General features: G+C 72.1%; 13 protein-coding genes and 10 pseudogenes. 19 read left to right on the top strand and 4 right to left on the bottom strand.

Features of this window, described 5'->3' with window-relative positions:
- Nucleotides 1-163 precede the first annotated feature (163 nt).
- Both QQK35_RS02020 and QQK35_RS02015 read right to left on the bottom strand, forming a co-directional pair.
- A complete protein-coding gene (locus tag QQK35_RS02020; RefSeq protein WP_284252464.1) occupies nucleotides 164-856 on the bottom strand; it encodes a trimeric intracellular cation channel family protein in 693 nt (230 codons plus the stop codon).
- 13 nt (nucleotides 857-869) lie between these two features.
- On the bottom strand, nucleotides 870-1,394 hold the full coding sequence (locus QQK35_RS02015) for a putative glycolipid-binding domain-containing protein (RefSeq protein WP_284252462.1): 525 nt from the start codon (nucleotides 1,392-1,394) through the stop codon (nucleotides 870-872).
- A gap of 253 nt (nucleotides 1,395-1,647) precedes the next feature.
- On the opposite strand from QQK35_RS02015, the pseudogene recO reads away from it, so the two are divergent.
- From recO to QQK35_RS01985, 6 genes and pseudogenes are all read left to right on the top strand, one after another.
- Nucleotides 1,648-2,378, top strand: a pseudogene (gene recO, locus QQK35_RS02010) (DNA repair protein RecO).
- Between the two features lie 89 nt (nucleotides 2,379-2,467).
- Nucleotides 2,468-3,228, top strand: a pseudogene (locus QQK35_RS02005) (isoprenyl transferase).
- A 55-nt stretch (nucleotides 3,229-3,283) separates the two neighbouring features.
- Nucleotides 3,284-4,333, top strand: coding sequence for an aminotransferase class V-fold PLP-dependent enzyme (locus QQK35_RS02000; protein WP_284252460.1), 1,050 nt, complete (start codon nucleotides 3,284-3,286; stop codon nucleotides 4,331-4,333).
- 37 nt (nucleotides 4,334-4,370) lie between these two features.
- Nucleotides 4,371-5,759, top strand: coding sequence for a glycine--tRNA ligase (locus QQK35_RS01995; RefSeq protein ID WP_284252458.1), 1,389 nt, complete (start codon nucleotides 4,371-4,373; stop codon nucleotides 5,757-5,759).
- Nucleotides 5,756-6,778 carry a CPBP family intramembrane glutamic endopeptidase gene (locus tag QQK35_RS01990; RefSeq protein WP_284252456.1) on the top strand — a complete coding sequence of 341 codons (1,023 nt, stop codon included), beginning with the start codon at nucleotides 5,756-5,758 and terminating at the stop codon, nucleotides 6,776-6,778. Before QQK35_RS01995 ends, QQK35_RS01990 begins: the two co-directional genes overlap by 4 nt.
- Nucleotides 6,779-6,806: 28 nt before the next feature.
- Nucleotides 6,807-7,466: a DsbA family oxidoreductase gene (locus tag QQK35_RS01985; protein WP_284252454.1), complete on the top strand. Its 660-nt coding sequence runs from the start codon at nucleotides 6,807-6,809 to the stop codon at nucleotides 7,464-7,466.
- Nucleotides 7,467-7,553: 87 nt separating this feature from the next.
- Here the strand turns inward: QQK35_RS01985 and QQK35_RS01980 are convergent, their stop codons facing one another.
- Nucleotides 7,554-8,030, bottom strand: a complete 477-nt coding sequence (locus QQK35_RS01980; RefSeq protein WP_284252452.1) for an aminoacyl-tRNA deacylase — start codon at nucleotides 8,028-8,030, stop codon at nucleotides 7,554-7,556.
- On the bottom strand, nucleotides 8,027-9,061 hold the full coding sequence (locus QQK35_RS01975) for a hypothetical protein (protein ID WP_284252450.1): 1,035 nt from the start codon (nucleotides 9,059-9,061) through the stop codon (nucleotides 8,027-8,029). The genes QQK35_RS01980 and QQK35_RS01975 overlap by 4 nt, the downstream gene beginning before the upstream one ends.
- A gap of 165 nt (nucleotides 9,062-9,226) precedes the next feature.
- Here QQK35_RS01975 and dusB point away from each other — a divergent pair.
- The 13 genes and pseudogenes from dusB (at nucleotide 9,227) to QQK35_RS01915 (ending at nucleotide 23,340) form a co-directional block, all read left to right on the top strand.
- Nucleotides 9,227-10,319 (top strand): annotated as a pseudogene (gene dusB / locus QQK35_RS01970) (tRNA dihydrouridine synthase DusB).
- Nucleotides 10,320-10,323: 4 nt separating this feature from the next.
- Entirely contained in the window at nucleotides 10,324-11,574 is a 1,251-nt protein-coding gene (locus tag QQK35_RS01965; RefSeq protein ID WP_284252448.1) for a deoxyguanosinetriphosphate triphosphohydrolase, read from the top strand.
- 60 nt (nucleotides 11,575-11,634) lie between these two features.
- A pseudogene (locus QQK35_RS19525) lies at nucleotides 11,635-11,919 on the top strand (hypothetical protein); the annotation flags it as partial.
- 6 nt (nucleotides 11,920-11,925) lie between these two features.
- Entirely contained in the window at nucleotides 11,926-12,087 is a 162-nt protein-coding gene (locus QQK35_RS19520) for a YciI family protein (RefSeq protein ID WP_348534865.1), read from the top strand.
- Nucleotides 12,087-13,382, top strand: coding sequence for an RNA polymerase sigma factor (locus tag QQK35_RS01955; RefSeq protein ID WP_284252446.1), 1,296 nt, complete (start codon nucleotides 12,087-12,089; stop codon nucleotides 13,380-13,382). Before QQK35_RS19520 ends, QQK35_RS01955 begins: the two co-directional genes overlap by 1 nt.
- Before the next feature lie 3 nt (nucleotides 13,383-13,385).
- Nucleotides 13,386-15,268, top strand: a pseudogene (gene dnaG, locus QQK35_RS01950) (DNA primase).
- A gap of 285 nt (nucleotides 15,269-15,553) precedes the next feature.
- A pseudogene (locus tag QQK35_RS20170) lies at nucleotides 15,554-16,126 on the top strand (ABC transporter substrate-binding protein); the annotation flags it as partial.
- A gap of 110 nt (nucleotides 16,127-16,236) precedes the next feature.
- A complete protein-coding gene (locus QQK35_RS01940) occupies nucleotides 16,237-16,923 on the top strand; it encodes an ABC transporter substrate-binding protein (RefSeq protein ID WP_431311790.1) in 687 nt (228 codons plus the stop codon).
- 9 nt (nucleotides 16,924-16,932) lie between these two features.
- Nucleotides 16,933-17,439: pseudogene (locus QQK35_RS01935) on the top strand (ATP-binding cassette domain-containing protein); the annotation flags it as partial.
- Nucleotides 17,440-17,871: 432 nt separating this feature from the next.
- A complete protein-coding gene (locus tag QQK35_RS01930) occupies nucleotides 17,872-19,500 on the top strand; it encodes an ABC transporter substrate-binding protein (protein WP_284255571.1) in 1,629 nt (542 codons plus the stop codon).
- Between the two features lie 60 nt (nucleotides 19,501-19,560).
- Nucleotides 19,561-20,648: pseudogene (locus tag QQK35_RS01925) on the top strand (ABC transporter permease).
- Nucleotides 20,648-21,627, top strand: a pseudogene (locus QQK35_RS01920) (ABC transporter permease); the annotation flags it as partial. The pseudogenes QQK35_RS01925 and QQK35_RS01920, both read left to right, overlap by 1 nt.
- 37 nt (nucleotides 21,628-21,664) lie before the next feature.
- Nucleotides 21,665-23,340: pseudogene (locus QQK35_RS01915) on the top strand (ABC transporter ATP-binding protein).
- Nucleotides 23,341-23,378 lie beyond the last annotated feature (38 nt).

The following is a 23,378-nucleotide window of genomic DNA, read 5'->3' as shown; positions in this document are numbered from 1 at the left end:
CGCGACCCCCAGGGCCTGCTCGAGGGCACCCCCGCCGTGCGTGCGAGCACCACCGCCTCGACGGCCGCCGCGTCATCGCCGCGCACCCGCCGGATCTCGGCCGCCTCCTCCTCGGCGAAGACGCAGCCCGCCGCCCGAAGCCGCGCGATCAGCTCCGCATCGCTCACACGCTGCGCCGCTCGTCCGGCTCCTGCTGGTCGCCGCCGCGCCGGATCCAGCGCACCCTGCGCAGGGCCTGCTGCTCGGGCAGGCTCCAGTGCAACAGCACGGCGAGCACCCGCACGGCGAAGGTCACGACGACGCAGACGAGGGCGGCCACGAGCACCGGCACGCCGACGGCACGCAGCACGACGAGCGTGACGGCTCCCGCGATGGCGGCGACGGCGTAGAGCGAGCCGACGTGCATGAGCGCGATCGGAACGTTCAGCAGCAGGTCGCGCAGGATCGAGCCGCCCACGGCCGCCAGGGCCCCCACGAAGACCGCCGGCACCTCCGGCAGCCCGGTGGCCAGCGCCGCCGTCGTGCCGAACGCGCCGAACAGGCCGATGGTGAGGGCGTCGAGCGCGGTGAGGAAGCCGCCGAGGCGCCGGAAGAGCCGCTCCAGCAGCATCCCGAGCAGCGCCGCGACCGTGGCCACCGGCAGGTAGAAGTCGCTCTCGAGCGCGAGCGGGATGCGCGCGAGCAGCACGTCGCGCAGGATGCCGCCGCCGAATCCGGTCGCGATGCCGATGATGGCGACGCCGAGCAGGTCGAGCCGGCGGTCCCGGAATCCGGCCGCGTACAGCGCGCCCTGCAGGCTCCCGACACCGACGGATGCCAGGTCGACCCAGAGCGGGATGGTGAAGGTCGCGCTCATCCGGCTCTCGCGCTCAGAGCCGCTCGAACAGGCCGGGGTACTCGAGCACGAAGCCGCGTGCGTCGACGGTGATGTCCGCCTCGAAGTCGGAGTCGAGCGACTCGTAGCGGTACACGTCCTCGTCGAGGCGCGTGTAGCGCTGGGGGTCCGGCACCAGCTCGAGGTCGGGAAAGCTCACGTACGCGGTCACGATGTCGGCCTCGTCGTCGACCGCGAGGTCGAGCCGGCGGATGGGGAGCGTGTTGGTGAGCGGTGACGCGGCCAGGTCGAGGTCGATGGCCTCCGCGAGATCGTCTCGCTCCTCGCCGTCGAGCGTCCAGACGCCGTCGGCGGAGCGCTCCAGGTCGAACGCCCGCTCGCCCTCCAGCGCCTCGAGGTGCAGGGTGCGGAACGTCCAGTCGGCGTCGCAGGTCAGCTCGTAGCTGTAGCGACCGCGCGCCGAGTCGATGATCGACGCGACCCGCACGCCGCCGTGTTCGTCGACCCGCGCCCGCTCGAGACCATCGACCTCGACGCCCCGCCACACCAGTTCCGGCATGCGCCCATCCTCGCAGGGGGCGACGCTCCAGCGCAGCGGACGACCGCGCTCGTCCCGGCGGGGTGCGCGCGGCAGCGTGCCGCAGGAGCGGCGGCGCGCCAGACGTCCAGCGCAGCGGACGACCGCGCTCGTCCGCGGAGCGGCAGCGTGCCGCAGGAGCGGCGGCGCGCCAGATGTCCAGCGCAGCGGACGACCGCGCTCGTCCGCGGAGCGGCAGCGTGCCGCAGGAGCGGCGGCGCGCCAGACTAGCAGCGTGCCGGTCTATCGTGACGAAGCCGTCGTCCTCCGCACCCACAAGCTGGGGGAGGCCGACCGCATCGTCACGATGATCAGCCGGCGCCACGGCAAGGTGCGCGCGGTCGCCAAGGGCGTGCGGCGCACCGGGTCCCGATTCGGCGCCCGGCTCGAGCCCTTCATGGTCGTCGACGCGCAGTTCTACATCGGCCGCAGCCTCGACATCGTGCAGCAGGCCGAATCCATCGGCTCCTACGGCGCCGACATCGTGGGCGACTACGCGCGCTTCACCGCCGCCAACGCGATGGTCGAGGCCGCGGACCGGCTCACCGAGCACGAGGCGGGGTGCAGCATTACCTCCTGCTGGTCGGAGCGCTGCGCTCGCTGTCGCGCGCGGAGCACCCGCCCGGGATGACGCTCGACTCCTACCTGCTGCGCGCCCTGTCGATCGCGGGCTGGGCTCCGAGCTTCGTCGACTGCGCCGTCACGGGGGCATCCGGACCGCACTCCGCATTCGTGCCGCAGCTCGGCGGCGTCGTCGCCGACGCGGTCGCCCCGCCGGGGGCGGTGCGCCTGGACCCCGCGACCCTGAGCCTGCTCGGCGCCCTGCTGTCGGGCGACTGGGAGGCGGCGCAGGACAGCGACGACCGCACCCAGGCCCAGGCCTCCGGCGTCGTCGCGGCCTACACGCAGTACCACCTCGAGCGCGGCCTGCGCTCCCTCGAGCACGTCGAGCGGACCACCGCGTGAGCCCGGTAGGTCGTCGCCCGAAGGGCGAGTCGGAAGGCACCGCGCAGCGGCTTCCCGCAGGCAAGACGCATCGGGATGCCGTCGACTTCGTGCCGCTGGACTGGACGGGACTGCACCCGCCCGACGTGCCGCGCGCCGCCGTGCCGGAGCACGTCGCCCTCGTGATGGACGGGAACGGGCGCTGGGCGAATCGACAGGGGCTCCCGCGCATCGAAGGGCACCGTGCCGGGGAGGCGGCTCTGCTCGACGTGGTCGCCGGCGCCGTCCAGATCGGCGTCAAGCACCTCAGCGTCTACGCGTTCTCGACGGAGAACTGGGCGCGCAGCCCTGAGGAGGTCCGGTTCCTGATGGGGTTCAACCGCGACGTGCTGCACCGGCGCCGCGATCAGCTCAACGAGTGGGGCGTGCGCGTGCGCTGGGCGGGGCGCACGCCGCGGCTCTGGCGCAGCGTGATCGACGAGCTGCGGTTCGCGGAGCGGCTGACCGCGCACAACGACACGCTCACCCTCACGATGTGCGTCAACTACGGCGGCCGGCAGGAGCTCGTCGACGCGATGCGCGGCATGGCCGAGGAGGTGCGAGCCGGCCGACTGCGGCCCTCCGGCATCACCGAGAAGTCGATCCAGCGCCACCTCTACATCCCGGATCTGCCCGACGTCGACCTCTTCGTGCGCAGCTCGGGGAGCAGCGCACCAGCAACTTCCAGCTCTGGCAGTCCGCGTACGCCGAGATGGTCTTCCTCGACACGCTCTGGCCCGACTTCAGCCGGACCGATCTCTGGCACGCCATCGAGATCTACGCCGGACGCGCGCGCCGGTTCGGCGCAGCGGTCGACGCCCCGTCCGTCTAGCCGCCCGGACGCACGCTCCTGGACGACGAGCCGTCATCCGGGCGATGCTGAGGGCATGGTCACCGCCGCCCTGCAGTCGGCGATCCGGCAGTTCCGTGAACCCCGCGGATACCTGGCGGTCGCCTCCATCGGACTCCCGCCCGACTCGGCGCTCGCCGCGATCCGGGCCGACCTCGCCGCCTGGGAGGACGCGAACCGCGACCCGGAGGGGTACGACGCGGTCATCGCCCGCACCCGGGCCTCGTTCGCAGGCCTCGTCGGCGTGCCGGTGGATCGCGTCGCGATCGGATCGCAGACCTCGACGTTCGCCTCGATCGTCGCGGCGGCGGTGCCCGACGGCGCCGAGGTGCTGCTGGCGCAGGGCGACTTCAGCTCGATGATGTTCCCGTTCCTGCAGCAGCAGCCGCGCATCCGGGTGCGGGTCGTGCCGCTGTCCGGCCTCGCGGAGTCGATCACCGACGAGACCTGGCTCGTCGCGTTCTCGCTGGTGCAGTCCGCGACCGGGACCGTCGCCGACGAGGACGCGATCGTCGCGGCCGCGACCGCGCACGACGCGCGCACCTTCTGCGACACGACCCAGGCGACCGGCGTGCACCCCGTCGACGCCGCCCGCTACGACCTCACGGTCTGTCACAGCTACAAGTGGCTGTGCGCGCCGCGCGGGGTCGCGTTCCTGACCGTCTCCGAGCCGATGCAGGACGCGCTGCGCCCCGTGCAGGCCGGCTGGTACGCGGGCGAGGACGTGTGGCACAGCACCTACGGCCCCGAGATGCAGCTCGCGACGAGCGCGCGGCGCTTCGACGTGTCGCCCGCCTGGCAGGCCTGGATCGGCGCGGAGCAGTCGATCGCGCTGTTCGCCGGGCTCGACATCGCGGAGGTGTGGGCCCACGCCAGCGGGCTCGGCGATGCGCTGTGCCAGGGACTCGGCATCCCGCCGCAGCACCAGGCGATCGTCGCGTGGCCCGACCCCGACGGTGCGCGCGTCGCGGCCTGCGGCGCGGCCGGCATCCGGATCTCGGGGCGTGCCGGCCGCATCCGGGCGAGCTTCCACCTCTGGAACACCGAGGAGGACGTGGCGGCACTGCTGCGCGCGGCCGGTCGGTAGGCTGGATCCTCCACAGCACCCTGGAGAGTTCACGCCCGTGGCAGCGCCCTCGTCCCTCGACTCCATCATCTCGCTCGCGAAGCGTCGCGGCTTCGTCTTCCAGTCCGGCGAGATCTACGGCGGCTCGCGCTCGGCGTGGGACTACGGTCCGCTCGGCGTCGAGCTCAAGGAGAACATCCGCCGGCAGTGGTGGCAGACGTTCGTGCGCGGTCGCGCCGACATGGTCGGCCTCGACTCGGCGATCATCCTGCCGAAGCGGGTGTGGGAGGCGTCGGGTCACGTGGCGACGTTCACCGACCCGCTGGTGGAGTGCCAGGTGTGCCATCACCGCTTCCGCGCCGACCACCTCGTCGAGGACTTCGAGGCCAAGAAGGGCCGCGCGCCGGAGGGCGGCCTCGCCGAGGTCGCCTGCCCCAACTGCGGCACGCGCGGGCAGTACACCGAGCCGCAGGCGTTCTCCGGACTCATGAAGACCTACCTCGGCCCCGTCGACAACGAGGAGGGCCTGAACTACCTGCGGCCCGAGACGGCGCAGGGCATCTTCGTCGACTTCGCCAACGTGCTGCAGACCACGCGCAAGAAGCCGCCGTTCGGCATCGGCCAGATCGGCAAGGCGTTCCGCAACGAGATCACGCCGGGCAACTTCATCTTCCGCACCCGTGAGTTCGAGCAGATGGAGATCGAGTACTTCACGCCGCCCGAGGAGGCGGCGGCGTGGTACGAGCGGTGGATCGCGGACTGCTGGGGCTGGTTCACGGACCTCGGCATCCGGGAGGAGAACCTGCGCCGCCTGGACGTGCCGGATGGCGAGCGCGCCCACTACTCGGCGGCCACGGCCGACATCGAGTACCGCTTCGGGTTCGCCGGCGGCGACGGCTGGGGCGAGCTGATGGGCATCGCGAACCGCACCGACTTCGACCTGAACAACCACATCCGCGAGTCGGGCGCCGACCTGCGCTACTTCGACCAGGCGACGAACGAGCGCTACGTGCCGTACGTCATCGAGCCGTCCTTCGGCCTCACCCGGGCCATGATGGCGTTCCTCGTCGACGCCTTCGCCGAGGACGAGGCGCCCAACACGAAGGGCGGCGTCGACAAGCGCACCGTGCTGCGCCTGGATCGCCGGCTCGCCCCGGTGAAGGTCGCGGTGCTGCCGCTGTCGCGCAACGAGCAGCTCTCGCCCGTCGCGAAGCAGCTGGCCGACGAGCTGCGCACGCGGTGGTCGATCGAGTTCGACGACGCCGGCGCGATCGGGCGCCGCTACCGCCGGCAGGACGAGATCGGCACTCCGTTCGCCGTGACGGTCGACTTCGACACCCTCGACGACAAGGCGGTCACCGTCCGTGAGCGCGACACCATGTCGCAGGAGCGGGTGGGGCTCGACCGGCTGCCGGGCTACCTGGCCGAACGGCTGCAGGGGGCATGACCGCACCCGCGGCGGCTCCGCTGCCGTCGCTGCGCTACCACCGGCTGCTGCGCGCCCTGCCGCGCTATCGCTGGTGGCGGCCGCTGGTCGCGCTCATCCTCGCGGCGGTCTACTGGGTCGTCTTCCAGACGATCTGGACCGTCGTCTTCGTCGTCATCGCGCTCGTGGGCGGCGCCATCCCGTTCAGCCCCGACCTGGCGACGCTGCAGGACTCGCTCATCCGGTTCCTCGCGATCGACGCGTCCGATCCGCTCTCGATCCTCGCCGTGGTGGGCGGGGTGGCGACGATGCTGCCGGCCGTGCTGCTCGCGTACCTCTCGGTGGGGCTCCGGCCGCTGCGCGTGCTGCGGTCGGTCGCCTTCCGGCTGCGCTGGCGGTGGCTGGCGCTGTGCCTGCTGCCGGCGCTGCTGATCACCGTCGTGGCGATCGCGGTCGATGCGTGGCTGCTGCCGCTGCTCGGCGACGGGCCGCCGCCCGCCGTGCCGACCGCGCCGCTCGGCACGTTCCTGCTCTGCGCCCTCCTGTTCGTCGTCCTGACGCCGATCCAGGCCGCCGCCGAGGAGTTCGGATTCCGCGGGCTCGTCTCGCAGGCCGTCGGCAGCTGGGTCGCGCCGCCGCCGGTCGCGATCATCGTGAGCACGGTGGCGTTCGCGGCCGCGCACACCCAGTACTTCGGCTGGGCGACGCTCGAGGTCGCGGTGTTCGGCGCCGTCGCCGCCTGGGTCACCTGCCGCACCGGCGGACTCGAGGCCGCGATCGCGCTGCACGCCGTGAACAACACGCTCTCGTTCGTGCTCCTCGCGACCGGAGCCGAGGGGTCGACCCAGGGGTTCGACCCCGACCATCCGACGACCGGCGACCCGTGGTCGGCCGTCGTCACGGTGATCACGATGGGCGCCTACCTGCTGATCGTCGAGGTCATGGCCCGCCGCCGGCGCATCGCGACGGTGCTCGAGCCGCTGCCCGCCGCCCCGAGTGCGCCGCCGCCGCCGGATCCCGCCACCCGGATCGCGGAATAGCGGCACGGCATCCGGGATTGCACCTTCCGTGAGCTCTGCAACGCCCATCAAGGTCGACGTCTGGTCGGACATCGCATGCCCGTGGTGCTTCATCGGCAAGCGCAAGTTCGAGCTGGGGGCCGAGGATGCCGGCATCCCGGTCGAGGTCGAGTACCACTCGTTCGAGCTCGCGCCCGACACCCCGGTGGACTTCGACGGCAGCGAGCAGGACTATCTGGCCAGCCGCGGGTTCCCGGCGGAGCAGATCCCGCAGATGCTGTCGCGCGTGACCGGGATCGCCGAGACGGTCGGCCTGCACTACGACTACGACGCGCTGAAGCACACCAACACCGTGAAGGCGCACCAGCTCATCCACTGGGCGAAGGCGCAGGGCCGGCAGCTCGACATGAAGGAGCGGCTGCTGGCCGCCTACTTCGAGGAGGGCCGCCACGTCGGGCGCGACGAGGATCTCGCCGATCTCGCAGCGGAGATCGGGCTCGACCGCGACGAGGCGCTCGCCGCGCTGCGCGACGACCGCCATCTCGACGACGTGCGTGCCGATCAGGCGCTGGCGCAGCAGCTCGGCATCAACGGCGTGCCGTTCTTCGTGTTCGACGGCCAGTACGGCGTCTCCGGCGCGCAGGACCCGGCGACGTTCGCCGACGTCCTGCGCCAGGTGGCCGAGAAGCGCGAGGAGGTCGCCTCATGACCCGGATCAAGCTGGAGCGCATCGTGCCGCTCGAGACGCCCGACGCCGAGGTCTGCGTCGACGGCGTGTGCGAGATCCCGGCTCCCGCTACCGCGGAGGGATCTCCTCGCTGATATCGGCGACCGTGGCTCCGAGGCCCCGGATCAGCGCGTCGGCGTCCACGAACGCGGAGTACCCGTGCTCGCCCGCGCCCATCGACACCCGCCGCCCCGCGACCCGCTCGTCGACGAACACCGGCCACGCCGTGCTCGACCCGAGGGGCGTGATCGTGCCGCGCTCGTAGCCGGTGGCCTCGAGGGCGACCGCCGCCTCGGGCAGCCGCAGCTTGTTCACGCCGACGAGCGCGCGCAGCTTCGCCCACGAGATCTGCCGGTCGCCGGGGATCTCGGCGAACAGGAACGTGCCGTCGTGCCGCTTCACGACGAGCGACTTCACGATGTCGGCCGGGGTGATCCCGAGCAGCTCCGCGGCCTCCTCGAGCGAGCCCGCCGCGGGCCGCTCGATGATCTCGATCGGGATGCCGCGCGCTGCCGCGTCCGCCGCGACCCGTTCGCGACCCGTCATCGCGACGTGCGCCCGCGCCGGGCGCGACCGGCGGAGACGATCGCCAGCAGCACGCCGAGGAGCACGAGCGCGCCGCCGAGAGCCGGAACGACGATGGGCACCGCAGTGCCGGTCCGGGCGAGCTCCGGCGCGATCGTGGTGGTGGCCACGGCGCCCGTGAGCGATGCCGAGATCGGCGCGCTCGCCGCCTGGATCACACGGGAGACGTCGGCATCCACGGGATCCATCACGAGCGGTGCGGCGGCCGGTCCGCTCGCGGTGGCGATGATCGCCGGAGCAGCTCCCGTGGGAGTGACCGCGACGGGCGCCGCCGAGCCGTCGGCGCCCGTCGTGACGGTCGTGGTGGTCGCGCCACCCGCGAACGTGCCGTTCGTCACCGTGAGGGAGACCGTCCGGCTCGGCACGCCGTTCACCCCGGCGAGCACCCGTACGGTCCAGTTCGACGCAGCGCCGATCCGCGCGGCGGCGGGCGCCGTGAGGGTGATCGACCACGGCCCGTGAAGCATGGCCGCCTCCGCCAGCAGACTCGTCACGTCGTCCTGCGCGCCGCTCGGCAGCTTGGCGAGGTGGAAGGCCGTGTCGTAGGCGATGTGGCGGAAGTCGTTCGCCGGGTCGAGCTGGCCGGGGTTCTGCGGCGCTGCCGTCCAGGTGTGCACGATGTGCGCGAGGGCTGCCGCCTGGACGGAGGTCGGCGTGCTGCCGTGCACGAAGAGCAGATAGGACATCTCGGAGAGGGTCTCCGGATCGATCGCTGTGCCCCACTTCGTGACGAGGGCCCCGCCCGGTTGCATCGGCTCGGCCTCATCCGGGGCCGTGAATCCGAACTCGGTCATCCAGCTGGGCACGCCGTCGACCAGGTAGTCGCCGATCCAGTCGGCGGTCGCCGGGTTGCCCGCGAAGGGCTGCGGCGGCAATGTCGTCACACCGGCGCTCGTGGCGACGGCCGCCGAGGCCATCGACGCGGGGACGATCACCCCGAGCACGGCCGCGGTCGCAACGACGAGCGGGGCGAGGATGCGTCGGGGAATCACGGAGGGAGCCTATCGGCGGCCCTTCATCCGAGCCAGAGTGCTGCGACGGCGGGGCCGGTCCCCGTGAGGCCCGTCTGCGACACTGGAGGGGATGTCTCTCCTCGCCACCGCCGCCCCCTGCGCATCGGGCCGCTGACGCTCGACGTGCCCGTCGTGCTCGCGCCCATGGCGGGCATCACGAACACGGCGTTCCGCCGGCTGTGCCGCGAATACGGCGCGGGCCTGTACGTGAGCGAGATGATCACCTCGCGCGCGCTGGTCGAGCGGACCCCCGAATCGATGCGCCTCATCCGGCACCACGAGTCGGAGACGCCGCGCAGCATCCAGCTCTACGGGGTCGACCCGGCCACGATCCGGCGGGCGATCACGATGCTCGTCGCCGAGGACCGCGCCGACCACATCGACCTCAACTTCGGCTGCCCGGTGCCCAAGGTCACCCGCAAGGGCGGGGAGCGGCGCTGCCGTGGAAGCTCGACCTGTTCCGCGAGATCGTCGAGGCCGCGGTGGATGCCGCGGGCCCGCTGCCGCTGACCGTCAAGATGCGCAAGGGCATCGACGCCGATCACCTGACCTACCTCGAGGCGGGACGTATCGCCGAGGGCGCCGGCGTGGCGTCGATCGCGCTGCACGCGCGCACGGCGAGCGAGTTCTACTCCGGGCACGCCGACTGGTCCGCGATCGCGAAGCTCAAGGAGACCGTCACGAGCGTGCCGGTGCTCGGCAACGGCGACATCTGGAGCGCGGAGGACGCGCTGCGCATGGTGGACGAGACGGGTGCCGACGGCGTCGTCGTCGGGCGTGGGTGCCTCGGCAAGCCGTGGCTGTTCGGCGACCTCGCCGCGGCGTTCACCGACGGGGTGGCGCGCAGTTCAGATGGCACTGTGGCCGAGCCGACCCTCGGCGAGGTCGCGGCCGCGTTCCGCCGGCACGCGGAGCTGCTGGTCGAGTTCTTCGAGTCCGAGGAGCGCGCCTGCCGCGACATCCGCAAGCACGTCGCCTGGTACTTCAAGGGCTACACCGTCGGCGGCGAGCTGCGCGCGGCCCTCGCGATGAGCTCGAGCCTCGGCGAGATCGACGAGCTGCTCGCGACCCTCGATGGCGACCAGCCGTACCCGGGGAGCCGGCGGAGGGCCAGCGGGGGCGCGCCGGGACCCCGAAGACGCCCTCGCTGCCCGACCGCTGGCTCGAGTCCCGCGAGCTCGGCGCCGCGCACCGGGCCGACGTCGCCGCCGCCGAGCTGCACCACAGCGGCGGCTGACCCGTTGGCCGACCTGACCGCCGGCTACGGGGAGCCCGACGCCGAGCGCCGCCTGCCCGAGCAGCACCACAACGCCCGCGGCGACTTCGTGCGCGACCGCGGGCGGGTCATCCACTCGAGCGCGCTGCGCCGCCTGTCGCAGAAGACCCAGGTGCTGAGCCCGACCGCGGGTCTCGACTTCGCCCGCAACCGGCTCACCCACTCGCTGGAGGTCGCGCAGATCGGCCGGGAGCTCGCGCTCGACCTGGGGCTGGATCCGGATGTCGTCGACACCGCGTGCCTGGCCCACGACCTCGGCCACCCGCCCTTCGGTCACAACGGCGAGCGCGCCCTCAACTCGTGGGCCGCGCCGATCGGCGGCTTCGAGGGCAACGCGCAGACGCTCCGGCTGCTGACGCGGCTCGAGCCGAAGGTGTTCGATGCCGAGGGCCGGGGCTACGGCCTCAACCTCACCCGCGCGAGCCTCGACGCGAGCTGCAAGTACCCGTGGCCGCAGGAGCAGGGGCAGCCGGATCCGTCGGGCCGCAGCAAGTTCGGGTTCTACGCCGACGACGCGGGGACGTTCGGGTGGCTGCGCGACGGCGCGCCCGAGGGCCGCCGCTGCATCGAGGCGCAGGTCATGGATCTCTCCGACGACATCGCCTACTCGGTGCACGACTTCGAGGACGCGATCGTCAACGGCTTCATCGACGTGCGCGCCCTGAGCGCGCGGGTCGACCACGAGGAGCTCGTCGCGAGCATGGTCGCGTGGATCGGCGACGAGGTTCCGCAGGACGGCCTCATCGCCGCGTTCGACCGGCTCGATTCGCTCGGCTCATGGCTCGAGACCTGGGACGGCGGCAGGCGCGACCTCGCCCGGCTCAAGAACCTGACGAGTCAGCTCATCGGGCGGTTCGCGGGCCGGGCGACCGAGGCGACCCGGGCCGCGCACCCGGGCGGATCCCTGGCCCGGTTCGGCGCCGACGTGGTCGTGCCGCCGGAGACGCGCGCCGAGATCGCGGTGCTGAAGGGCATCGTCGCGGCCAACGTGATGTCGACCAATGCGCGCCGCCCGATCTACTCGCGCCAGCGCGGCATCCTCACCGAGCTCGCCGACACGCTCTGGGCGACCGGCGAACAGCATCTCGACGCCGCGCTGCAGGGCGACTGGACCGACGCCGCCGACGACACCGCGCGCCGCCGCGTCGTCGTCGACCAGGTGGCGTCGCTGACGGATGTCTCGGCGATCGCCTGGCACGAGCGTCTCGTCGGCTAGAACAAGTTCTGCGGCGGTGTCGATCCGCAGGGTCGTCGTTCGACGCAACGGTGAGGGCGCATCACGGCGCCCCGCGAAGCAAGGAGCAGACCAGATGCCGAAGTTCATGTTCATCATGCGGGCCGACGACTCGGCTCACGAGGCGTTCGCCGACGTCGACTTCTCCGAGGTCCTGGATCTCATGGGCCGGTACAACGACTCGTTGATCGATGCGGGCGTGCTCGTCGCGGCCGAGGGCTCGCGCCGGCGACCGAGGGCGCCGTCGTCGACTTCGCCTCGACGCCGCCGATCGTCACCGACGGCCCCTACGGCGAGACGCACGAGCTGTTCGACGGCTACTGGATCGTCGACGTGGCCGACCAGGCGACCGCGATCGAGTGGGCCAAGCGCGCGCCGTGCGGTCCTGGCGTCAAGCTCGAGGTGCGGCGCGTGCCGTCGATCGACGAGTTCCCGCAGGACAACGAGTACGTCCGGCGTGAGCGGGCCTGGCGCGAGCACACCGGCAATCTCTGATGGACGCCCGGGCGAGCGTCGCGGCGAGCGGTGCCGTCGCCGCGGTCTGGCGGATCGAGTCCGCCCGCATCGTCGCGACGCTCGCCCGCGTCACGGGCGACTTCGCCCTCGCCGAGGATCTCGCGCAGGATGCGCTCGCCGAGGCGCTGCAGACGTGGCCGCGCGACGGCGTGCCCGACAACCCCGGCGCGTGGCTGACCGCGGTGGCCAAGCGCCGGGCGATCGACGGCTGGCGCCGTCGGGCGCGCCTCGAGGAGCGCCACGCGACGCTCGCCCGCGACCTGACCGAGCGCGCCGACCAGTGGGAGCAGGCGCCGTGGCAGCCGATCCCGGATGACGTGCTGCGCCTGATCTTCACGGCCTGCCATCCGGTGCTCGCCCCCGAGGCGCAGGTGGCCCTCACCCTCCGCGTCGTCGGGGGCCTCGGCAGCGACGAGATCGCGGCCGCGTTCCTCGTGAGCGTGCCGACGATCCAGGCCCGGATCACCCGCGCCAAGAAGACCCTGTCGGCCGCGCAGGTGCCGTTCGAGGTGCCGGACCCGTCCGAGTGGGCCGAGCGGCTCGGCGGCGTGCTCGCGGTGCTCTACTCGGTCTTCACCGAGGGGTACGCCGCGACCTCCGGCGAGGGGTGGGTGCGCGACGACCTCGCGCGCGAGGCGATCCGGCTGACCCGCGTGCTCGTGCAGCTCGTGCCGCGGGAGCCGGAGGCGCTCGGTCTGCTGGCCCTCATGGAGCTGCAGTCCTCACGCTTCGGGGCACGCACGGATGCGGCCGGTGAGCCGATCCTGCTGCCGGATCAGGACCGCCGGCGCTGGGACCGTTCGGCCATCGCGCGCGGTCGCGGCGCGCTCCGCACCCTGGACGCGACGGGCCGCGGCCGCGGCGCCTACGGCCTCCAGGCCGCGATCGCCGCGGTGCACGCGGCGGCCGCCCGCTACGAGGAGACCGACTGGGAGCGCATCGTGCTGCTGTACGAGGCCCTCGGGCGGATCGCGCCGGGCCCCGTGGTCGCGCTGAATCACGCCGTCGCCGTCTCGATGGCATCCGGTCCGGCGGCTGCCCTGCCGATGCTCGAGGACCTCGCGGCCGGCGGCATGCTGCGCGACTCGCACCTGCTGCCCGCGGTGCGCGGCGAGGTGCTGGCGCGGCTCGGCCGCACCGACGAGGCGCGAGCGGAGCTGTTGCGCGCCGCCGACCTCGCCGGCAACGCCACCCGCCGCCGCAGCCTGCTCGCGAAGGCGCTCGCGCTGGGGCAGCGGCCCGGCGGGGCGTCCGGCGCCGACCCTAAACTCTGAGCCATGCCCGGCCGGATCTCGCGAAGCGACATCGACGAGGTCAAGGCCCGGGTGAACATCGCCGACGTGGTGGGCGACTACGTCACGCTCAAGAGCGCCGGCGTGGGCGCGCTCAAGGGTCTGTGCCCGTTCCACGAGGAGCGCAGCCCGAGCTTCCAGGTGCGACCCGGGCACGGCCGATACCACTGCTTCGGCTGCGGCGAGGACGGCGACGCGTTCGAGTTCCTCGTCAAGATGGATCACGTCACGTTCCAGGAGGCGGTCGAGCGCCTCGCGGCGCGGGTCGGTCTCGAGCTGCACTACGAAGACGGGGGCGCCGCCGCGGAGCACGGCAATCGCGCCCGCCTGCTCGCGGCCAACGCGGCGGCCGAGGAGTTCTTCCGCGCCCAGCTCGCGACGCCCGAGGCGAAGCTCGCCCGCGATTTCCTCGGGGGCGCGGGTTCGACAAGGCGGCCGCCGATCGCTTCGGCGTGGGCTTCGCACCGAAGTCGTACAACGCGCTCGGCGATCATCTGAAGGCGAAGGGCTTCACGCTCGAGGAGCTGAAGGAGGCGGGCCTGCTCTCGACCAACGACCGGGGCAACGCCTACGACCGGTTCCGCGGTCGCGCGATCTGGCCGATCCGCGATGTCACGGGCCAGACCGTGGGCTTCGGCGCGCGCAAGCTCCTGCCCGACGACGAGGACAAGGGCCCGAAGTACCTCAACACCCCCGAGACGCCGATCTACCGCAAGAGCTCGGTCCTCTACGGCCTCGACCTCGCTCGCCGTGCGATCGCGACCGGCAAGCAGGTCGTGATCGTCGAGGGCTACACGGATGTCATGGCCTGCCACCTCGCGGGCGTGACGACCGCGATCGCCACCTGCGGCACCGCGCTCACGGTCGACCACATCAAGGTCATCCGCCGGGTGCTCGGCGACTCCGCCGACGCCGACACCGGTGACCGGGGCGAGGTCGTCTTCACGTTCGACCCCGACGAGGCCGGCCAGCGCGCCGCGAGCCGGGCGTTCGCCGAGGAGCAGCGCTTCGCCGCCCAGACGTTCGTCGCCGTCGCGCCCGACGGTCTCGACCCGTGCGACCTCCGGCTGCACCGCGGCGACGACGCCGTGCGCTCGCTCATCCGCACGAGGCGGCCGATGTTCGAGTTCATGATCCGGCGCCGCCTCGCCGGCCACGACCTCGAGACCGTGGAGGGACGCACGGCGGCGCTGCGGGCGTCCGCGCCGATCGTCGCCGGCATCCGGGATCGCTCCCTCTCCGGCGGCTACGTGCGCAGCCTCGCCATGTGGCTGGGCCTGGATCCCGCGGAGGTGAGCCGCGCGGTGACGGCCGCCTCGCGGGCGACCCCGCGCGTCGAGGAGCGCCGGCCGCAGGGCGATGCCTCGCGCAGCAGCGCGTCCTCCGAGCCCGTCGCGCCGCGCACCGGCCTCGTCGACCTGCCCACCGACCCCGCGACCCGGGGCGAGCGCGACGCGCTCATGGCGATGCTGCAGTATCCCGACTCCGTGGGCGAGGAACTGCTGCGTCGCGCCGCCGAGGTGCGCTTCGGCAACGAGAGCCTGCGGGTCGTGCGCGACGCCGTGGTCGCGAGCCTGCCGGCCGACGCGACCTGGGTCGACCGCGTGGTCGAGCAGGTGCCCGAGGGTTTCGTGCCGCTCGCGCGGGACCTGGCGGCCGCACCGATTCCGACCCAGCCGGACCGGCTCGCGGCCTACTGCGAATCCGTGGTCTCCGACCTCGTGGTGCGCGACCTGCTGCGCCGGCGCGGTGAGCTGGTGGGCGCCATGCAGCGCGCGCAGGCCGAGGGCGACCAGGCGCGCTGGGCGGCGCTGTCGCGGCAGTCGGCCGAGCTCGAGACGGAGCGCCGGCGGCTGCGCCGTGAATAGCCCGTAAGACTAGACCGGGTTGTCCACCACCCGTTCGGGGGTATGCGAGAGTTGTTCTCATGGGTCGGGGGCGCGTTCGCGCGACCCTCGCCGCCGCGGCCGCGACCGCTCTCCTCTTGACCGGATGCGCCGCCGGAGGCTCCTCGGCGATGCCGGCATCGTGGTGGGCACCGCGCTGCCCGTGACCTCGCTCGACCCCGCCGCGGACGCGGGCGCCGGGGGCGTCTCGTCGCCGAGCAGATCTACCCGCACCTGCTGACCATCCGGCCGGGCACGAGCCGGCTCGTGCCCGACATCGCCGCGACTGCTGGATTCCGTGCCGACGGCGCGTACGCGGTGCGCCTCAAGCCGGACCTGCGCTTCGCCAACGGCGACCGGCTGGAGGCCTCGGACGTCGTGCGCAGCTTCACCCGGCAGCGCGCGATCAAGGCGCCCGGCGGCCCGTGGCCCCTGCTGGCCGGTGTCACGAGCGTCCGGGCCACAGGAGACCGGACGGTCGTGTTCCGGCTGGCGACGCCCGGCGATCAGCGCTTTCCCGACATCCTGGCCAGCCAGGCCGGGGCGATCGTCGACGAGGAGGTCTTCCCGGCGCATGCCCTGGCCGCGGCGCAGGACATCGTGGCCACGCAGCCCTTCGCCGGTCCGTACACGGTGCAGAGTTTCAACCCCGGCGACCTGATCACCTTCCACGTCGCACCGCACTACCGCGGCGCGCTCGGCTCCCCGCACGCGCCCGACGTCACCTTGAAGCTCTACGGATCGCCGTCGACGCTCGTGGCCGACGTCACCGACCGGGCGATCGACCTCGGGTACGGAGGCATCGGCCCTTCCCAGCTGCAGCAGCTCGACGACCACGGCGCCGACGTCGTGGCGACGGCGGGCGGCGCGGCGCGCTATCTCGTGTTCGACCTCGACGGGATGCCGTACGGCGCGAAGCAGAGGATGCCGCGCCGCAGCGGGCGCAGGCGGTGCGTCATGCGGTGGCGGACCTCGTCGATCGTCGCGCGCTCGCCCTCACGATCGATCACGGGGCGACCGCGCCGCTGTACGGGTTCATCCCGGACGGGCTGCCGGGCGCCGATCCGGTGCTGCGCTCCATCACCGGCGATGGTCACGGCCAACCCGACATCACGGCCGCGGAGGCCGAGCTCGATCAGGCGGACGTCGCCAGGCCGCTCACGCTCACGCTCACCCTCGTCCCGGAACTCAACCCGCCCGGCACGCTCGCCGAGTACCGGGCGCTCGCCGCGCAGCTCGAGCTCGGCGGCCTGTTCCAGGTCGACATCGACGAGGTGGATGCGGCGGACTTCGCCGCGAAGCGCCCGAAGGCCGCCTTCCAGGCCTACCCCGGCTCCTGGTCGCCGGACGGCACGGACCCGGCGACCTATCGGATGCCGTACCAGCTGGGTGACGCGCAGCTGGGCTCGCATTACGCGACGCCGTCCGCGCTCGAGCTGCTCGCCGCGCCCATCACCCGGGCCGACCCTGCGAAGCGGTCGGCCGACGTGCGGATGATCCAGCGCCGGCTCGCCGACGACATGCCCGTGGTGCCGCTCGTGCAGTCCGCGCAGCTCGCCGTGACCGCGGACGGCGTGACCGGCGTGCGGTTCGACGGGTCGTTCACGCTGCGATTCGGCTCGCTGCGCATGCCTTAGGGTCGAGCCGTGGCATCCGGGCGTGCGGCCGATCGCGGGATCGCGGTGCGCGCCGACGACCTCACGCTCGCCTACGGGGCGGACGACGTGGCCGTCTCGGGCGCGACGTTCGAGATCGCCGTGGGCGGCATCCTGGGCGTCGTCGGCGAGGCCGGGTCGGGCAAGAGCACGCTCGCCCGCGCGGTCGCCGCGCAGTCGGCGTTCGGCGAGGGCGAGACCCCGCACATCCAGGGCGGGACGCTCGAGGTGCTCGGCCACGACATCGTCCGATCGTCCGCGCGGCGCCAGACCGGGCTCGCGCTCCGCGTCGGCTACCTCCCGCAGGACGGCGGCTCGACGCTCGTGCCGCACCTCACCATCGGCGAGAACGTCGCGGCCCCGATCTACCAGCGCGACCGCAGGTTCAACCGGCTCGACGCCGGCGCCGCGGTCGCCTCGCTCGTCGACGCGGTACGCCTGCCGCTGTCGGTCATGTCGAGGTTCCCGCACGAGCTGAGCCGCGGGCAGAGGCAGCGCATCGCCCTCGCGCGGGCGCTGATCCTCGAGCCGGAGCTGCTCGTGGCCGACGATCCGACCATGGGCGTCGACGTGCTCGTGCGCGGCCGCATTCTCACCGTGATCGCGGACCTGCAGCGCGACCGGCGGTTCTCGGCTCTCGTCGTGGGGCACGACATCCGGGAGCTGCGCACCATGACCGAGCAGATCGCGATCATGCACGGGGGCTGTTCGTCGGCTACGGCCAGGTCGACGACGTGCTCGCGCACCCGCTGCACCCCTATGTCGCCCGGCTCGCCGAGGTCACGCGGGCCCCGGCGCGCGCCTCGAACGGGTGATCGCTTCACAGGCGGCGGGGGCACGGCGCACTCCGCTGTGTTAGAAAGACGTTCACGATGGGGCGGCGTCGCGTGCGACGAGACCCCTGCAATCACGGGAAAGAGGAGGATGGACATGCCATCCAGAACCAGCAAGGGACTCCGCATCGCGGCGGTCGCATCGGCGGCGGCGGCGTCGCTCGTGCTCGCGGCATGCGCGGGCGGCGGAGGCAACGGGGGATCGGGCGGCGGCAGCGGCAGCCTCATCGTCGGCACGACGGACGTCGTCACGTTCCTCGATCCGGCCGGCAGCTACGACAACGGCTCGTTCGCCGTGATGAACCAGATCTACCCCTTCCTGTTCAACGAGCCCAAGGGCAGTCCGGACGTCAAGCCGGACATCGCCAAGTCCGGCGAGTTCACCAGCCCCAACGACTTCACCGTCAAGCTCAAGCCCGGCCTCACGTGGGCCAACGGCCACGCGCTGACCTCGTCGGATGTCAAGTTCACCTTCGAGCGCCAGCTCAAGATCAACGACCCGAACGGTCCCGCGAGCCTGCTCTCCAACCTCGCGAGCGTGGACGCCCCGGATGCGACCACGGTCGTGTTCCACCTCAAGAACCCGAACGACCAGACCTTCGAGCAGGTGCTCTCCAGCCCGGTCGGGCCGATCGTCGACGAGCAGTCGTTCTCGGCCGACAAGGTCACGCCCGACGCGACGATCGTGAAGGACAAGGCGTTCGCCGGTCAGTACACGATCACGAAGTACGACAAGAACAACCTCGTGCAGTTCAAGGCGTACGCCGGCTACCAAGGCCTGCTGGGCAAGGCCGCCACGTCGAACGTGACGCTGAAGTACTACACGAACCCGTCGAACATGAAGCTCGACATCCAGAAGGGCAACATCGACGTCGCGTACCGCGCCCTCTCGGCGACCGACGTGGCCGACCTGAAGAAGAACAAGAACGTCAAGGTCATCACGGGTCCCGGCGGCGAGGAGCGCTACATCGTCTTCAACTTCAACACGATGCCGTTCGGTCTGAAGACGCCGACTCCGGATGCCGCGAAGGCGCTCGCGGTGCGGCAGGCGGTGGCCGATCTCATCGACCGGCAGGCCATCGCCACCCAGGTCTACAAGGGCACCTACACCCCGCTGTACTCCTTCGTGCCCGACGGGCTGACCGGCGCCACGACCGTGCTGAAGGACCTGTACGGCGACGGCCAGGGCGGCCCCAGCCTCGACAAGGCGAAGCAGACCCTGCAGAAGGCGGGCGTCACGACGCCGGTCAAGCTGCAGCTGCAGTACGTCTCGGACGGCCACTACGGCCCGTCGTCGGGCGACGAGTACGCGCTCCTCAAGAGCCAGCTCGAGAACGGCGGCGTGTTCACGGTCGACCTGCAGTCCACGGAGTACGCGACCTACACGAAGCAGCGCGTGCTGGACGCCTACCCGGCCTACCAGCTGGGCTGGTTCCCGGACTACTCCGACGCCGACAACTACCTGACGCCCTTCTTCGTGAAGGACAACTTCCTCGGCAACCACTACGACAACCCGACGGTGCAGAACCTGATCGCCAAGGAGCAGACCGACACCGACGCGGCGACCCGCAAGGCCGACATCGAGAAGATCCAGGCGCTCGTGGGCGCCGACCTCTCGACGCTGCCGATGCTCCAGGGTGCGCAGGTCGCGGTGGTCGGACCGGACGTGAAGGGCACCACGCTCGACCCGTCCTTCAAGTTCCGTTTCGCCTTCATCAGCAAGTAGCACCACCGGCCATCCGGGGCGGGGCGTCGTGCGCCCCGCCCCGGATGCACGAGGACCCACATGACGAACACCACCCTGAGCCACGCGCCCGCCCCGGCGCCCCCGACCCTCTCGGCCCGACGATCCGGCGGCACCCTGTGGCGCTACCTGGTGGTGCGGTTCGTCCTGATCCTGCCGACCATCTTCATCCTGGTCTCGATGGTGTTCTTCCTGATGCGGCTGACCGGTGACCCGATCACCGCCGCCCAGGGCGGACGCCTCCCCGCGGACGAGCTGGCCAAGCGCGTCCACGACGCCGGCTACGACCGTCCGCTCATCGTCCAGTACGTCGAGTACCTGGGTCAGGTCTTCACCGGCAACTTCGGCACCGCGGTCACCGACGGGCGGCCGATCAGCGACATCCTGCTCACCTTCGGCGGCGCGACCCTCGAGCTCGCGGTCTACGCCCTCATCGTCGCGCTCGTGGTCGGCATCCCGCTCGGCATGGTGGCCGCCTACTTCCGCGATCGGTGGCCGGATGCCGCCCTGCGGATCGCGGCGATCCTCTGGTACGCGACCCCGGTCTTCTTCGTCGGACTGCTGCTCAAGCTCGTCTTCGCCGTCTGGCTCGACGTGCTCCCGGTCGCCGGTCGCGCGTCCACCCGAACCGAGATCGACCTCTCCGCGCTCGACCATCCCACCGGCATCTACCTCATCGACGCGATCCGGCTGGGCAACCTCGACGACATCGGCGACGTGCTGCAGCACGCGATCCTGCCGGCGCTCGCGCTCGGGTTCCTCACCGCCGGCATCTTTCTGCGCCTCGTGCGCACCAACACGATCGCGACCCTCTCGCGCGACTACGTCGACGCGGCGCGCTCGCGGGGGTGCGGGAGCTGCGGCTCGTGCGCTCGCACGCGTTCAAGCCGGCGCTCATCCCGATCATCACCGTGATCGGCCTGCAGATCGCGCTCCTGCTCGGCGGCGCGATCCTCACCGAGACCACCTTCGAGTGGAAGGGGCTGGGCTACGAGCTCGGCCAGTACCTCGCGAACCGCGACTTCGTGGCGGTGCAGGGCATCGTCGCCCTGCTCGCGGTGATCGTCGCGGTCACCAACTTCATCGTCGACGTCATCGCGGCGATCATCGACCCCCGGGTGAGGTACTGATGTCCCTGACCGACGAGCGACCGGTGGTGAAGCCGCGCTGGTACGCGCGCCTGCCCGTCGTGCGGCAGCTGCGGCAGAGCGTGGGTCTGCAGCGCGGGATGCTGGTGGCCGGCCTCGTGATCACGGGCTTCTTCATCCTCGTGGCGATCCTCGCCCCGTTCATCGCGCCCTACGGATTCAGCCAGCTGCGCGATGCGCACGGCAACTTCGGCGCGCAGGACCCGCCGAGCGCGGCGCACTGGCTCGGCACCACGGTGGGCGGCTACGACGTGCTCGCGCGCGTGATCTGGGGGCGCAGACGGCGCTGTTCGTGATCGTCGTCGCGATCGTGCTCTCGGTCTTCGCCGGCGTGGCGCTCGGCCTGATCTCCGGCTACCTCGGCGGCTGGCTCGACCGCATCCTCATCGTGATCGCGGACGCGGTCTACGCGTTCCCGACCCTGCTGCTCGCGATCGTCGCGGCGATCGTCATCAGCGGCGGGCAGTCGAGCCTCGTGGGCGGCGTGTTCGCGGCCGCGATCTCGATCACGGTCGTGTTCATCCCGCAGTACTTCCGCGTCATCCGGGCGGAGGTCGTGCGGATCAAGTCGGAGCCGTTCGTCGAGGCGGCGCGGGTCATCGGCGCGAGCACCGGCCGCGTCATGTTCCGGCACGTGCTGCGCAACTCCACCCGCACGCTGCCGCTCATCCTCACGCTCAACAGCTCGGAGGCGATCCTGACCCTCGCCGGCCTCGGCTTCCTCGGGTTCGGCATCGAGCCGACCGCCGCGGCCGAGTGGGGGTTCGACCTGAACAAGTCGATCTCCGACGTCACGAGCGGCATCTGGTGGACCTCGATCTTCCCGGGCCTTGCGATCGTGCTGGTGGTGATGGGCGTCACGCTCATCGGCGAGAGCCTCAACGACCTGGCCGACCCGCGGCTGCGCGCCCGGCGCCGGGCCGTGGCGGGCGCGCCGCCGGCCGATGCCGTGGCCGCGAGCGAGCCCATGGCGCGCGAGGAGCAGGAGAGGTCGCCTGATGGCCACGGAGCCCCGCAAGCCCGCGGACCCGACGGCCGACGCCGCGGTCACGATCACCGACCTCGACGTCATCTTCGCCACGGACGCCGGCACCGTGCACGCCGTCGCCGGCGTCTCGCTCGACGTGCGGCCGGGCGAGGTGCTCGCGATCGTGGGCGAGTCGGGGTCCGGCAAGACGGTCACCGCCCGCACGATCCTCGGCCTGCTGCCGGAGACCGCGATCGCCCGCGGCGCGGTCGTGCTGGCCGGCGAGAACGTCATCGGCCTGGACCGCCGGCGCCTGCAGAAGCTGCGCGGCGCCGCGGCCGCGATGATCTTCCAGGAGCCCTCGGGGGTGCTCAACCCGGTGTACACGATCGGGTGGCAGCTCGCCGAGGGCCTGCGAGCGCACGGCGGGTACACGAAGGCCGCCGCGCACGAGCGCGCGGTCGAGATGCTGCGGCTCGTCGGCATCCCCGACCCGGAGCGCCGGGTGCGCGACTATCCGCACCAGTTCTCGGGTGGCCAGAAGCAGCGCATCGTCATCGCCATGGCGCTCGCCCTCGATCCCGCGGTGATCATCGCCGACGAGCCCACGACGGCGCTCGACGTCACCGTGCAGGCCGAGATCCTCGATCTGCTGCGGCGGCTGCGCGACGAGTTCGGCACCGCGATCGTGCTCATCACCCACAACATGGGCGTCGTCGCCGACCTCGCCGACCGTGTCGCGGTGATGTACCGGGGCGAGCTGGTCGAGACGGCCCCCGTGCGCGAGCTGTTCTCGCACCCGAGGAGGACTACACGCGCGAGCTGCTGGCCGCGGTGCCGCGCCTCGAGATCGTCGAGCGGGATGCGGTGGCGCCCGCGCCCGAGGGCCCGGTCGTCGAGGCGAAGGGCCTCGTGATCGAGTACCCGGGTCGCTTCGGCGGGGGCGGCTTCCGGGCCGTCGACGGCGTGGACTTCTCGATCCAGCCGGGAGAGGTGCTGGGCCTGGTGGGGGAGTCCGGCTCGGGCAAGACCACCATCGGCCGGGCCATCGGCGGTCTGACCCGCGTCTCCGGAGGCTCGCTGCGCGTTCTCGGTGTCGAGCTGAACGGGATGCGCGAGCGGCAGTTCCGCCCGCAGCGCGGCCGGCTCGGCTTCGTCTTCCAGGATCCGGCCACGAGTTTCAATCCGCTGCTCACGATCGCGCAGTGCATCGGCGAGCCGCTCGTCGTGCACGGCCGGGCGAGCTCGGCGGAGGCCGCGCGCGACCGGATCGACGAACTGCTCGAGGCGGTCCAGCTGCCGGCCTCCTACGGCGACCGCTATCCGCACGAGCTCTCCGGCGGCCAGCGCCAGCGCGCCTCGCTCGCGCGCGCTCTTGCCCTCGACCCCGAGCTGCTCATCGCCGACGAGCCCACGAGCGCGCTCGACGTGTCGGTGCAGGCGAAGGTGCTCGAGCTGTTCGGCGAGCTGCAGGAGCGGTTCGGCTTCGCCGCGCTGTTCATCACGCACGATCTCGCGGTCGTCGACCTGCTCGCGCACCGGATCGCCGTGCTGCATCAGGGCGAGATCGCCGAGCAGGGGCCGACGGCGTCGGTTCTCGGATCGCCGTCCGACGACTACACGAGGCGCCTGCTCGCCTCGCTGCCGGTGCCGGATCCCGTCGAGCAGGCCGCTCGGCGCGAACAGCGCGCCGCGAGCGCCGGGTGAGCGGCGCCGGGCTGCTCGTCCGGCCCGTCGGGTCTCGC

The organism is Pseudolysinimonas kribbensis (assembly GCF_030161895.1).
Lineage (GTDB): Bacteria > Actinomycetota > Actinomycetes > Actinomycetales > Microbacteriaceae > Pseudolysinimonas > Pseudolysinimonas kribbensis.
Note: the sequence above shows the minus strand (reverse complement) of the source record. Positions and strands in the feature narration are given on the sequence as shown.